Raw genomic sequence first — 13,242 nt, 5'->3', positions numbered from 1 at the left:
TCGTCAAGATTAAATTCCGAAACCCCAATTGCGAAAGCAGTTGGGGTTTTGTTTTGTGCGCTCGAAAAGCCGTGGGCATCATCAGCGCCGACTTCGGTGCTAAAGTCCATACCCCCGATTTTGCTTTACCAAGGAAGCTGTTATGCCGGATGCGATGTCCCTCAGCGCTGGATTCATGGTGGTTCACGGTAACCGCTTGGATGAGTTGCGCAGCCTGGTGGTTAGCTGGATGCGCCGGTATCCCCTCGCGCCCCTGGAAAATGAAATTGCATTGGTACAAAGCAACGGTATCGCCCAGTGGCTCAAGCTGGCATTGGCTGAAGATCCGGAAGACGATGACATGGGCGGCTGCGGCATCGCTGCTGCCATCGACGTACAACTTCCCGGCAGTTTTATGTGGCAGCTCTATCGCATGGTCCTGGGGCGTGACGAAATCCCTCCCAAATCCTTGCTCGATAAAGCCCCACTCACTTGGCGGTTGATGCGCCTACTGCCCGAGCTCATTGACCAACCGCACTTCGAGCCGTTGCAGCGCTTCCTGACCCACGACACCGACCTGCGCAAACGCTATCAATTGGCCGAACGCCTGGCCGACCTGTTCGACCAATATCAGGTCTACCGCGCCGACTGGCTGGAAGATTGGGCTGCCGGTCGCCATCAACTGCGCAATGGACGAGGTGAGGCCAAGCCCCTCAGTCCGGCGAACTGCTGGCAGGCCGAGTTATGGCGTGCGTTGCTGCTGGATGTCGGTGAGGAGGGCATGGCCGAAAGCCGTGCCGGCGTGCATCAGCGTTTTATCGAACGCATCAATACCCTGGAGGAAGCTCCACCCGACCTACCTTCACGGGTCATCGTGTTCGGTATTTCGTCGTTACCCGCCCAGGCTCTCGAAGCACTCGCCGGTCTGGCTCGTTTCAGTCAAGTTCTGTTATGCGTACACAACCCCTGTCGCCACCATTGGTCCGACATCGTGGCCGACAAAGACCTGCTTCGAAACAAATACAAACGCCAGGCGCGTAAAGCCGGCATGCCGATCAGTATCGACCCGCAAACCCTGCACCAGCATGCCCATCCGCTGTTGGCTGCTTGGGGCAAACAGGGGCGCGACTACATCAGCCTGCTGGACAGTTACGATGATCCCAATAGCTACCGCGCCGCATTCCGCGATGGACGCATCGATCTGTTCAGCGAGAGCACCCCGACCACACTGCTCAATCAGTTGCAGGACGATATCCTCGAACTGCGCCCACTCAATGAAACCCGCGATCTATGGCCCGCTGTCGACTTGGAGCATGATTCGTCTATCCGTTTCCACATCGCCCACAGCGCGCAACGTGAAGTCGAAGTGCTGCACGACCAACTGCTGCAGCGCTTCAGTGCCGATCCCACGCTGCGTCCTCGTGACATCATCGTTATGGTCCCGGATGTCGACAGCTACGCGCCGCACATACGCGCTGTGTTCGGTCAGCTTGAGCGCAACGATCCGCGCTTTATCCCGTTCACCCTGACGGACCAGGGCCAACGCGGCCGCGATCCGTTGCTGATCGCAGTCGAGCATCTACTTAAACTCCCCGACAGCCGCTTCCCCGTCAGCGAAGTCCTCGATCTGCTCGACGTCCCCGCCCTGCGCGAACGCTTTGCAATCAAGGAACGCGACCTGCCGACGCTGCATCGCTGGATCGAAGGCGCTGGTATCCGCTGGGGGCTCGACGCGCAACAGCGTGCCGGCCTGGGCCTGCCTGCTGAGCTTGAACAGAACAGCTGGCGCTTCGGCCTGCGCCGCATGTTGCTGGGGTACGCGGTGGGCAGCGGCGCGGCCTGCGAAGGTATCGAACCTTACGACGAAATTGGCGGCCTCGACGCGGCGCTGATTGGCCCGTTGGTTGCCTTGCTCGATGCGCTGAGTGACGCTCATCAGGCCTTGTCCGAGCCAGCAGCGCCGCAGCAATGGGGCGAGCGCTTGCAAGACTTGATGCAGCGGTTCTTCCTGGCCAGTAGTGAACACGATGACTATCTGCTGAGCCAACTGGAACAGCTGCGAGAAACCTGGTTGGAAACCTGTGAGTCCGTCGGCCTGCAGGACGAGTTACCGCTCACCGTGGTCCGCGAAGCCTGGCTCGCCGGTCTGGATCAAGGCCGACTGTCCCAACGTTTCCTCGCCGGAGCTGTCAATTTCTGCACCCTGATGCCCATGCGTGCCATTCCCTTCAAGCTGGTCTGCCTGCTGGGTATGAACGACGGCGATTACCCTCGCGCCCAACCACCGCTGGACTTCGACCTGATGGGCAGCGACTACCGCCCAGGCGACCGGTCCCGTCGCGAAGACGACCGTTACTTGCTGCTCGAAGCCCTGCTCTCTGCCCGAGACCAGCTCTATATCAGTTGGGTCGGCCGCAGCATCCGCGACAACAGCGAGCGTCCGGCTTCGGTGCTGATCGGCCAGTTGCGCGATCATCTCGCCAGCGGCTGGAAGCACGCGGCGAACGACGCCCCCCTCATTGACGCGCTGACCCAGGAACACCCATTGCAGCCGTTCAGCGCCCGCTATTTCCACGCAGGCGATCCGCTGTTCAGCTACGCCCGCGAATGGCAGGTATTGCACGAGGACGTGCCCGTCACCGGCACGGAGCCGGAATTGGCGCAGCATCAGCAAGAAGAACCTCTAAGTCTCGGTCAGTTACAGGATTTCCTACGCAACCCGGTTAAGCATTTCTTCAGCCAGCGTCTGAAAGTGTTCTTTGAGGCCGCCGAAGTACCTCTGGCCGATGAGGAACCCTTCGTCCTTGATGCTCTGCAACGCTACAGCCTGAGCGACAGCCTGCTCAATGCCGCGCTGAGCCAACCGGAGCACCTCGACCAGGCGCTCAAGGCGCAGGCCCAGCGCCTACAAGGCAGTGGCCTGCTGCCCATGGTTGGTTTCGGCGAATGCCTGCGCAACGAACTGATCGAGCCTTTGCCCGGCCTGCTGCAACGCTACCAGCAACTACTGGCCCTATGGCCAATCCCGCATACCGCGACGGAACCGGTCAGTTTTGAGCATCAGGGGATCAGGTTGGAAGGCTGGATCAGTGGGCTGCATCGGCGCAGTGATGGCGGGTTGCTTAGCGTCAGCACCATCCCTAATAGCATCGGCTCGATCAAGACACGCAAGTGGCATCGTCTGATCCGCCCATGGGTCAATCATCTGGTGGCCTGCGCTTGCGGGCTGCCGTTGAGTACCGGCCTGGTGGCCAGTGATGACACCTTGCTGTTGGCCCCCCTGGACCCAGCGCTCGCCCAGGATATCCTCGGCCACCTGCTCCTGGCCTGGCACAGCGGCATGCGCAAGCCGCTGCCGGTGGCGGTCAAGACCGCATTCGCCTGGTTGGGCCAGACCGATCCGGCCAAAGCCCATGCCGCGGCGAGCAAAGCCTACGAAGGCGACGGGCTGACCACCGACGGCGAACGCCGGGAAACCCCCGCACTCACGCGCCAATTTCCGGATTACGCAGCCTTGGTGGCCAGCGAAGAATTCGAAGGTTGGTGCGAAACACTGTACCGACCCATGCTTGATGCGCCGTGGCGATCACTTACTGGCGAGGAGGCCGGCGCATGAGCAGCACACCTTTGGCCCTGGCCTTCCCACTCAAAGGTAGCCAGCTGATTGAAGCCAGCGCCGGCACCGGCAAGACCTTCACCATCTCCGCCTTGTACCTGCGCCTGGTGCTTGGCCACGGCGGCGATGCGTGGGGTTTTGGTCGTGAATTGCTGCCGCCGCAGATCCTGGTGGTGACCTTCACCGACGCCGCCACCAAGGAGCTGCGTGAGCGTATCCGCATTCGCCTGGCTGAAGCTGCGCGGTTTTTCCGCGATGAGATCCCGTCGCCCGACGCTCTGATCGCCGACCTGCGTGTGCACTATGCGCCTGAGCAGTGGCCCGCCTGCGCTAACCGCCTGGACATCGCTGCCCAGTGGATGGACGAAGCGGCTGTGTCCACCATCCACAGTTGGTGCCAGCGCATGCTGCGCGAACATGCGTTCGACAGCGGCAGCCTGTTTACCCAGACATTGGAAACCGATCACAGCGACCTGCTCGGCGAAGTACTGCGCGATTACTGGCGGCTGTTCTGCTACCCGATGCACGACGATGCCCTAAACTGGGTGCGCACTCATTGGGGCGGCCCCGCTGCGCTGATGCCGCGCGTGCGCGCGCTGTTCGGCAGCGAGCGTCCCAGCGACGAAACCCGCGATCCCGCCGAGTTGATCAACGCCTGTTTGCAGGAGCGCCGCGAAGCGCTGGTCGCCCTCAAAGCGCCATGGCAGCAGTGGGCCGCCGAACTGCGCGATCTTTGCCTGCAGGCCGTGGCTGCCAAAGCCGTCGACGGTCGCAAGATGCAAGCGCGCTATTTCGAGCCCTGGTTCGAAAAAATCAGTGCTTGGGCAAGCGATGAAACCCAGGAGCAACTGGACATCGGCACCGGCTTCACACGCCTCACGCCCGAGGGCATGGCCGAAGCCTGGAAGGGCGAGCCGCCCCGGCATCCCGCTATCGATGCCATGGCCAACCTCAAAGCCAGCCTTGACGCGTTGCCCACCCCCGACGCCGCCGTGTTGCAACACGCCGCCGCCTGGGTGGGTAAACGCTTCGAAGAGGAAAAACGTCGACGCGCCGAAATGGGCTTCGATGACATGCTGATCCGTCTCAACGCGGCCCTTCAAGCAGAGGGCGGCGAGCGCCTGGCCAGCGTGATCCGCGAGCAATTCCCAGTCGCGTTGATCGATGAGTTCCAGGACACCGATCCGGTGCAATACAGCATTTTCGACAGCATCTATCGCATCGAAGAAAACCACCTGGATAGCGGCCTGTTCCTGATCGGTGACCCCAAGCAAGCGATCTACGCTTTCCGTGGCGCCGACATTTACACCTACCTGCGCGCACGTAAATCCACACTCGGCCGCCATCACACCCTGGGCACCAACTTCCGCTCCAGCCATGCAATGGTCGACGCAGTGAATCATGTGTTCCAGCGTGCGGAATCCGGGCGTGGCGCGTTTTTATTCCGCGAGCCGAATGGCGATAACCCGGTGCCGTTCCAGCCGGTATTGTCCCAAGGCCGCAAAGAGACCTTGCTGGTCGACGGCCAGCCTGTGCCGGCGATGAACCTCTGGCACTTGGCAACCGACCAGCCGATTTCCAACGCGGTGTACCGCCAGCAGCTGGCTGCTGCTTGTGCTACGCAGATTGTTGAGCTGCTCAATGCCGGGCAGCAAGGCAAGGCCGGTTTCCTACAGCCGGACGCCAGCTTCAAAGGTGTATTGCCGTCGGATATCGCCATCCTGGTCCGCGACGGCAAGGAGGCCCAAGCCGTGCGTGCGGAATTGGCCGCTCGGGGTGTGCGAAGCGTGTACCTGTCCGATAAGGACTCGGTGTTCGCCGCCCAGGAAGCCCACGACCTGCTGGCCTGGCTCAAAGCCTGCGCCGAGCCGGATATGGAGCGCCCCCTGCGTGCCGCCCTGGCGTGTGTCACGTTAAATCTGTCGCTGCCCGAACTGGAGCGTCTGAATCAGGACGAATTGGCGTGGGAAAGCCGCGTTATGCAGTTTCGCGGTTACCGTGCGATTTGGCGCACCCAAGGCGTGCTCCCGATGCTGCGGCGTTTGCTGCACGATTTCAAATTGCCGCAGACCCTGATCGCCCGCAGCGACGGCGAACGTGTGTTGACCAACCTCTTGCACTTGAGCGAACTGCTGCAACAGGCCGCCTCGGAGCTGGACGGCGAACAAGCATTGATCCGCCACCTGGCCGAGCATCTGGCGCTGTCGGGTCAAGCCGGTGAAGAGCAGATCCTGCGCCTGGAAAGCGATGAGCAATTGGTCAAAGTGGTCACCATCCACAAATCCAAAGGTCTGGAATACGACCTGGTGTTTCTGCCGTTTATTTGTTCGGCCAAACCCGTGGACGGCAGCCGCCTGCCGCTGCACTACCACGATGAACATGGCAAATCCCAGGTCAGCCTGCGCCCGACCGCCGAGCTGATTGCCCAGGCTGACGACGAGCGGCTGGCCGAAGACCTGCGCTTGTTCTACGTCGCCCTGACCCGCGCCAAGCACGCGTGCTGGCTGGGCGTCGCCGACCTCAAGCGCGGCAACAGCAGTAGTTCGGTCCTGCACTTGTGTGCGCTGGGCTATTTGCTTGGCGGCGGCAGTGTGCTGCGCGAGTCGACGGGCCTGGCCCGTTGGCTGCTGGATTTGCAGGACGGTTGCCCAGCCATCCATTACGCCCAAGTGCCTGAGGCGCAAAAGGTGCTGTTCCACCCGCCGCGCAACCAGGCCACGCTGCTCGCGCCGTTGTTGCCCAGCCGCAAGGCGGCGGAAAACTGGTGGATTGCGTCCTACAGCGCACTGCGTATTGGCGACAGCCTGAGCACCGCGACCCTCGAAGCGCCCGAAAACCCACAAGCGCAAAAGCTGTTCGATGACGAGCGCCTGGACCCGGATGCACCGCGTGAAGTGGTAGCGTCTGGTGGCGACATTCACCGTTTCCCACGCGGCCCCAACCCCGGCACCTTCCTGCACGGTTTGCTGGAATGGGCGGGTGAAGAAGGCTTCAACGTGACGCCGCAGGCCATCGAAAAAGCCGTCGGCGCGCGTTGCAATCGGCGCAACTGGGAGGGGTGGATCGTTACCCTCAGTGCCTGGCTGGGCCATCTGCTGCACACGCCACTGCCTGTGGATAACGGTCGCGTGGCCTTGAGCGGCCTGCGGCACTATCAGATCGAGATGGAGTTCTGGTTCGCCAGTCATAAGGTCGATGTGCTCGCCCTGGATAAACTGGTGTGTCAGTACACCCATGACGGCGTCGCCCGGGTGGCTGCCGAACCAGTGCTGCTCAACGGCATGTTCAAGGGGTTTATCGACCTGACGTTCGAACACGACGGCCGCTACTACGTGGCCGACTACAAATCCAACTGGCTCGGGCCCGACGATTCGGCCTACACCCCGCAAGCCATGGAACAGTCGATCCTTGAGCATCGGTATGACCTGCAATACGTCCTCTACCTACTGGCCCTGCATCGCCAGCTCAAGGCACGTTTGCCCGACTACGATTATGACCGCCACATTGGCGGCGCACTGTATCTGTTCCTGCGCGGCACCCAGTCTTCCAGCCAAGGCGCGTATTTCACCCGGCCGCCACGGGCGCTGATCGAAGGCCTGGACCTGTTGTTCCAAGGCAAACCGCTGCCACCCAAAACTGAGCCGGCCTGGGAACAAGGAGTGCTGTTATGAGCCTGTCGCCATTACCGCTGGAGGCACTAGCGCCGCTGGAACGCTCCGCCGATCTAGTGCAATTACTGGAACGCTGGGTCGAGCGCGGCTGGTTGCGGGCGCTGGATAAGGCTTTCGTTGGCTTCCTGCACGAACTCGATCCCCAGGCCGATCCTCTGGTGTTGCTCGCTGCGGCGTTGACCAGCCACCAATTGGGTCACGGGCACGTCTGCCTTGATCTGTTCGAAACCCTAAAGGCGCCGGATTTTGCCCTGTCCCTACCGCCCGAAGGCGACCTGCAGACCGGCGCGATGTTGCTTCCGTCGCAGTTGCTCGATGGCCTCGATGGCGCCCATTGGTGCCATGCACTGGCCGCCAGCTCGTTGGTCGCCCTTGCACTCGACGGCAGTGAAGCGGCACAAAGCCGGCCTCTGGTGCTGTCGGGGAAACGTCTGTACCTGCGGCGCTACTGGACCTACGAGCGACGTATCGATTTCGCATTGCGCCAGCGCCTGGCGACGCAGGAAAACTTCACCGCCGATTTGCCAGAGCGGCTCAATGGCCTGTTCGCTCAACCCGCGCCCGACGGCGTAGTGGACTGGCAGAAACTCGCCTGCGCCCTGGCTACCCGAGGGGCATTCAGCATCGTTACCGGCGGCCCCGGCACCGGCAAGACCACCACTGTGGTGCGCCTGCTCGCGCTGTTGCAGGCGCCGGCCGTGGAATCCGGCAGCCCGCTGCGCATTCGCCTGGCCGCTCCCACTGGCAAAGCGGCGGCGCGCCTGACCGAATCCATCAGCCAGCAAGTGCTGTCGCTGAGTGTTCCCGATACGGTGCGGGAAAAGATCCCGACCCAAGTCACCACCGTCCACCGTTTGCTGGGCAGTCGCCCTGGCACTCGGCATTTCCGTCACCATGCGGGCAACTTGCTGCCCCTGGATGTACTGGTGGTGGATGAAGCCTCGATGATCGACCTGGAGATGATGGCCAATCTGCTGGACGCGCTGCCGCCTCATGCCCGTCTGGTATTGCTGGGCGACAAGGATCAACTGGCCTCGGTGGAAGCCGGTGCCGTGCTCGGCGATTTATGCCGCGACGCCGAAGCCGGTTGGTACAGCCCCGACACGCGCCAGTGGCTACAAGCCGTCAGCGGTGAAGACCTCAGCACCAGCGGCCTGAGCGAAGACCTGGACCACAGCCACCCCCTGGCGCAACAAGTGGTGATGCTGCGCTATTCGCGGCGGTTCGGCGAAGGTAGCGGCATCGGCCAACTGGCGCGCTGGGTCAACCAGCAAAAAGCCGAAGAGGCCCGCAAGCTGCTGGCCGCGCGCAGCCACAGCGACCTGTTCTGCGTCAGCCTCAAGGGCGAACACGACCACGCGCTTGAGCGCCTGGTGCTGGACGGGCAGGGCGGCGGTGCCGAGGGCTATCGCTATTACCTGAACCTGCTGCAATCGGCGCGTCCGTCACCCGCCACCCCCCGTGACGACCACGCCTGGACGGCCTGGGCGCAGCAATTGTTGCAGGCCTTCGACGCGTTCCAATTGCTCTGCGCCGTGCGCAAAGGTCCGTGGGGTGTGGAGGGGTTGAACCTGCGAATCACCGCGGCGCTGCGTAAAGTGCGGCTGATCGAAGGTGACGAGCAATGGTACGAAGGTCGCCCGGTGCTGATGACGCGCAACGACTACGGCCTGGGCCTGATGAATGGCGATATCGGCATCGCCCTCAAACTGCCCGAAAGCGACGGTGGCCCTCAGGTGCTACGGGTGGCTTTCCCACGTAATGACGGCCAGGGCGGCGTGCGATTCGTGCTGCCCAGCCGCCTGAACGATGTGGAAACCGTGTACGCCATGACCGTGCACAAATCCCAAGGCTCGGAATTCACCCACACTGCGCTGATCCTGCCCGACGCCCTGAACCCGGTGTTGACCAAAGAATTGATATACACCGGCATCACCCGCGCCAAGCGCTGGTTCAGCCTGATCGAGCCGCGCGGCGGTGTGTTTGAGGAAGCGGTGCGGCGCAAGGTCAAGCGCTTGAGTGGGTTAATGCTGGAGTTGGACCAAGGCGCCTAAAAAATTGACTGATAGGTCATCTAATATTTCTGATTCTACTGCCTGAATTTTCTGAAAAAATAGCGGACCTCGCGAAGGCACTGCCTCGCGGGGTTTTCCGCCGCTGTGCTATCGTTGCGGCATCACCCCACGAAAACACCTGAGAGAATCGCAGCATGAACGTGGCTGTCTCGCCCACAGAGTGCCGTTGGAGCTGGAGACGCCTGCTGCTGATGGCGCTGCTGTGTGCGCTGGCGCCATACGGGTTTGCGGACGTCCCGGCCACCGAGGGTATGGCCGCGCAGCGTGCCCAGGCGGTCACTCAGGTGGTACTCGGTATTCTCAGTTACGCGCGGTGGCCGGTGGAGCCAGCGCAATTGCGCCTGTGTATCGTCGGGCCCACCCAATACACCGATGACCTGATCAAAGGCACCACCCAGGCGACCGGCCGTCCGGTGGTGGTGCAGCGCCTGTTGGTCAACCATCCCGATATCGTCAACGCCTGCGACGCGGTGTACATCGGCAAGCTTACCGCCGATGAGCGCAGCCAATTGTTTGCCTCGTTGATCGGCCACCCGGTGCTCAGCATCAGCGAAGGCGGCGACCAGTGCACCGTCGGCAGCTTGTTTTGCCTGCGCGTAAGCGATGAACAAGTGTCGTTCGAGGTCAACCTCGACTCGGTGGCACGCAGCGGCGTGCGCATTCACCCCAGCGTGCTGCAACTGTCCCGCCGCCGGGCGCCTGCTCCATGACCCATGTGAAAGTGCGACCTAGCCTGCGCTCGGTTATCGGCCGTGGTCATTTGATCCTGGCTCTGGTGGCGGTGACCCTGGCCAGTGTGTCCCTGACCCTGCTCGGCGTGCTGGCGCTGCGCGTCTATGCCGAACACAACTTGCACCTGATCGCACGCTCCATCACTTACACCGTGGAAGCGGCGGTGGTGTTCAACGACCGCGCCGCAGCCACCGAGGCACTGAGCCTGATTGCGTCCACCGAAGAGGTGGCCGATGCCGACGTTTTCGACGCCAACGGCAAGTTACTGGCCCACTGGGCACGCCCCGAAACCGGCATGCTCTCGCGGGTGGAACTGGCACTGGCGCATGCCCTGCTTGAACAGCCGATCAACCAACCGATCCTGCACCAGGGCCGCACCGTCGGCAGTATCCACCTGACCGGCCACGGCGGCAGCCTGCTGCGCTTCCTGCTCAGTGGTCTGGCCGGGATTCTGATCTGCACCGCCCTCAGCGCCTGGGTCGCATTACACCTGGCCCGGCGACTGCTGCGCGGGATCACCGTGCCGTTGCAAAGCCTGGCCGCCGTGGCTCACGCCGCTCGCAGCGAGCGGGATTTTGATCGACGTGTACCGCCCGCGCGCATCGCCGAACTCGACAGCCTGGGCAGTGACTTCAATGCCTTGCTCGGCGAAATGGAAGCCTGGCAAAGCCACCTGCAAAGCGAAAACGAAACCCTGGCCCACCAGGCCAACCACGACAGCCTGACCGGCCTGCCCAACCGCGCGTTCTTCGAAGGTCGGCTGATTCGAGCCCTGCGCGGCGCGGCCAAGCTCGACGAGCGGGTCGCGGTATTGTTCCTCGACAGCGATCGCTTCAAAGACATCAACGACAACTTCGGCCACGCCGCCGGCGACGCGGTGCTGGTGGCTGTCGCTGCCCGTGTGCGCGCGCAACTGCGTGACGGTGACCTGGTGGCGCGCCTGGGCGGTGACGAGTTCGCCATCCTGCTTGCGCCGTTGCACAAGGCCGAGGACGCGCAACGCATCGCTGACAAGATCATCGCCAGCATGGACATGCCGATTGAGGTGCCGGGTGGCACTCAAGTGCTGACGTCGCTCAGCATCGGCATTGCTATTTACCCCGAGCATGGCGCCACACCCGGCACCTTGCTCAATGCCGCCGACGCGGCGATGTACCAGGCCAAACGCCTGACCCAGGGCGGCCAGCACACGGCGGAGTCGGAGCACTCTGCTGTTAACGTTCAACACAGGAGTTGATCCCTTGTTCTCGACTGCACGCGTTCTGTTTCTTACCGTGCTGGTGGCCTTGTTGGCCCTCGGCGGCTGTCAGACACAACCCCCTAAAGGCCTGACCCCGGCGCAAGTCGCGGTGCTCAAACAACAGGGCTTTGAACTCACGGATGACGGCTGGGCATTCGGCCTGTCGGGCAAAGTGCTGTTCGGCAGCGACATCGAAACCCTCAACCCGCCGAGCACCGCGATCGTCCAACGCATCGGTAAAGCCCTGCTCGGCGTGGGCATAGAGCGCGTACGCGTGGACGGCCACACCGACGCCTCCGGCAAAGAAGCCTACAACGAGCAACTCTCCCTGCGCCGCGCCAAAAGCGTGGCCACGGTGCTGACGAGCGTGGGTATGAAAGAAGAAAACATCCAACTGCGCGGCTTGGGCAGCAGCCAGCCCGTGGCGTCGAACGATACAGCCGCAGGGCGCACCGAGAATCGACGGGTGGCGATTGTGGTGATTGCCGACTGAGCGGTTTCGGGTGCTTCAACCTGAATGCCGATCAAGTATGAGCTTGCCCCCCCGAAAGCGGTGGGTCTGCAACACAGGTATCGACTGAGCAGGCCCCATCGGGGGCAAGCCCCCTCCCACATTTGATCTGGTTTCGTCAGCCAGGTATTCAACCTGCAACGCATTCGAGGTGGGAGGGGGCAAGCCCTCTCCCACATTTGATCTGGTTTCGTCAGCCAGGTATTCAACTTGCAACGCATTCGAGGTGGGAGGGGGCAAGCCCTCTCCCACATTTGATCTGGTTTCGTCAGCCAGGTATTCAACCTGCAATGCATTCGAGGTGGGAGGGGGCTTGCCCCCGATGGCGGCGTGGCTGAACCACGGCGAGTCCCTGCCCACCTGTTGGTCTGGCTTCGGCCGATTAATCCGCAAACCGCATCTCCCGCGTTTCCCCCATCAACAACCCCCGGTTCTGCTCGGTCACTTCCCGGATGTAGTCCCACAACAACGTAATCCGCTTCAGCTTCCTTAAGTCCTCCCGGCAATACATCCAAAACTGGCGCGTGATCGTGATTTGCTCCCCCAGCACCGGCAACAAGCGTGGGTCTTGTGCCGCCAGGAAGCACGGCAGTATCGCCATCGAGCGGCCCTGTTGTGCCGCGACGTACTGCGCAATCACGCTGGTGCTGCGCAGGCTGGCGCTGGCGCCGGGGACTACGTTGGCCAGGTAGAGCAGCTCGGAGCTGAAGGCCAGGTCATCGACGTAACTGATAAACGGGTGGGTGGCCAGGTCCGCCGGGCGTTGGATCGGCGGGTGTTGGTCGAGGTAATCCTGGGTGGCGTACAGCTGTAGGGTGTAGTCGCACAGTTTGCAACACACGTACGGCCCGTGTTCCGGGCGTTCCAGGGCGATGACGATGTCGGCTTCGCGCTTGGACAGGCTGATGAAGTGGGGCAGGGGCAGGATGTCGACGGAGATCGCCGGGTAGGTGTCGACAAAGTGGCTCAATTGCGGCGTGACGAAGAAGCTGCCGAAGCCCTCGGTGCAGCCCATGCGCACATGCCCGGACAGAGCGACGCCGGAGCCGGACACCTGCTCGCAGGCCATGTGCAGGGTGCTTTCAATGGACTCGGCGTAGCCCAGCAATCGTTGGCCTTCGAGGGTGAGTACAAAGCCGTTGGTGCGGGATTTTTCGAACAGCAGCGTGCCCAATGACACTTCCAGCGAACTGATGCGCCGCGACACCGTGGTGTAGTCCACCGCCAGGCGCTTGGCGGCGACGCTGGCCTTGCGGGTGCGGGCCACTTCGAGGAAAAACTTCAGGTCATCCCAGTTCAGGGAGCCCAGCGACGTGATGTTTTTTTGCATATTGGTCCGGCTTTTATGTGCGTTCTTATTAGAGATTTGCACATCTATACTCCAAAAACAGTCCGAACGCCTCATTCTTCAAGGCGGT

Annotated in this window: 7 protein-coding genes; 6 read left to right on the top strand and 1 reads right to left on the bottom strand. The window is 62.2% G+C overall.

The window, feature by feature from the left end:
• The first annotated feature begins 142 nt into the window (after positions 1–142).
• The 6 genes from recC (at position 143) to yfiB (ending at position 11,806) form a co-directional block, all read left to right on the top strand.
• Entirely contained in the window at positions 143–3,595 is a 3,453-nt protein-coding gene (gene recC / locus QRN41_RS09400) for an exodeoxyribonuclease V subunit gamma (RefSeq protein WP_167416584.1), read from the top strand.
• Positions 3,592–7,266 carry an exodeoxyribonuclease V subunit beta gene (recB, locus tag QRN41_RS09395; RefSeq protein ID WP_167416585.1) on the top strand — a complete coding sequence of 1,225 codons (3,675 nt, stop codon included), beginning with the start codon at positions 3,592–3,594 and terminating at the stop codon, positions 7,264–7,266. Before recC ends, recB begins: the two co-directional genes overlap by 4 nt.
• Positions 7,263–9,320 (top strand): exodeoxyribonuclease V subunit alpha, encoded by a 2,058-nt coding sequence (gene recD, locus QRN41_RS09390; protein ID WP_167416586.1) that lies wholly within the window; start codon positions 7,263–7,265, stop codon positions 9,318–9,320. Before recB ends, recD begins: the two co-directional genes overlap by 4 nt.
• A 155-nt stretch (positions 9,321–9,475) precedes the next feature.
• Entirely contained in the window at positions 9,476–10,051 is a 576-nt protein-coding gene (gene yfiR, locus QRN41_RS09385; RefSeq protein WP_034115083.1) for a regulatory sequestration protein YfiR, read from the top strand.
• The gene (gene dgcN, locus QRN41_RS09380) at positions 10,048–11,310 is read left to right on the top strand and encodes a diguanylate cyclase DgcN/YfiN (protein WP_123478633.1); all 1,263 of its coding nucleotides are present in this window, start codon (positions 10,048–10,050) and stop codon (positions 11,308–11,310) included. The genes yfiR and dgcN overlap by 4 nt, the downstream gene beginning before the upstream one ends.
• Before the next feature lie 4 nt (positions 11,311–11,314).
• Positions 11,315–11,806, top strand: coding sequence for an outer membrane lipoprotein YfiB (gene yfiB / locus QRN41_RS09375; protein ID WP_034115081.1), 492 nt, complete (start codon positions 11,315–11,317; stop codon positions 11,804–11,806).
• Between the two features lie 400 nt (positions 11,807–12,206).
• Here yfiB and QRN41_RS09370 read toward each other — a convergent pair whose 3' ends face one another.
• Positions 12,207–13,154 carry a LysR family transcriptional regulator gene (locus QRN41_RS09370; protein ID WP_123478635.1) on the bottom strand — a complete coding sequence of 316 codons (948 nt, stop codon included), beginning with the start codon at positions 13,152–13,154 and terminating at the stop codon, positions 12,207–12,209.
• Positions 13,155–13,242: the final 88 nt, after the last annotated feature.

Origin of the sequence: Pseudomonas sp. efr-133-TYG-23 (assembly GCF_030209215.1) — a bacterium.
In the GTDB taxonomy this organism is placed as follows: domain Bacteria; phylum Pseudomonadota; class Gammaproteobacteria; order Pseudomonadales; family Pseudomonadaceae; genus Aquipseudomonas; species Aquipseudomonas rhodesiae.
This window is presented reverse-complemented; position numbering and strand designations above follow the sequence as displayed.

What these genes read in the sequence shown, in the direction of transcription:
- dgcN (WP_123478633.1), top strand. Translation starts at nt 10,048, where the DNA reads ATGACCCATGTGAAAGTGCGACCTAGCCTGCGCTCGGTTATCGGCCGT.
- yfiR (WP_034115083.1), top strand. Translation starts at nt 9,476, where the DNA reads ATGAACGTGGCTGTCTCGCCCACAGAGTGCCGTTGGAGCTGGAGACGC.
- recD (WP_167416586.1), top strand. Translation starts at nt 7,263, where the DNA reads ATGAGCCTGTCGCCATTACCGCTGGAGGCACTAGCGCCGCTGGAACGC.
- recC (WP_167416584.1), top strand. Translation starts at nt 143, where the DNA reads ATGCCGGATGCGATGTCCCTCAGCGCTGGATTCATGGTGGTTCACGGT.
- recB (WP_167416585.1), top strand. Translation starts at nt 3,592, where the DNA reads ATGAGCAGCACACCTTTGGCCCTGGCCTTCCCACTCAAAGGTAGCCAG.
- QRN41_RS09370 (WP_123478635.1), bottom strand. Translation starts at nt 13,154, where the DNA reads ATGCAAAAAAACATCACGTCGCTGGGCTCCCTGAACTGGGATGACCTG.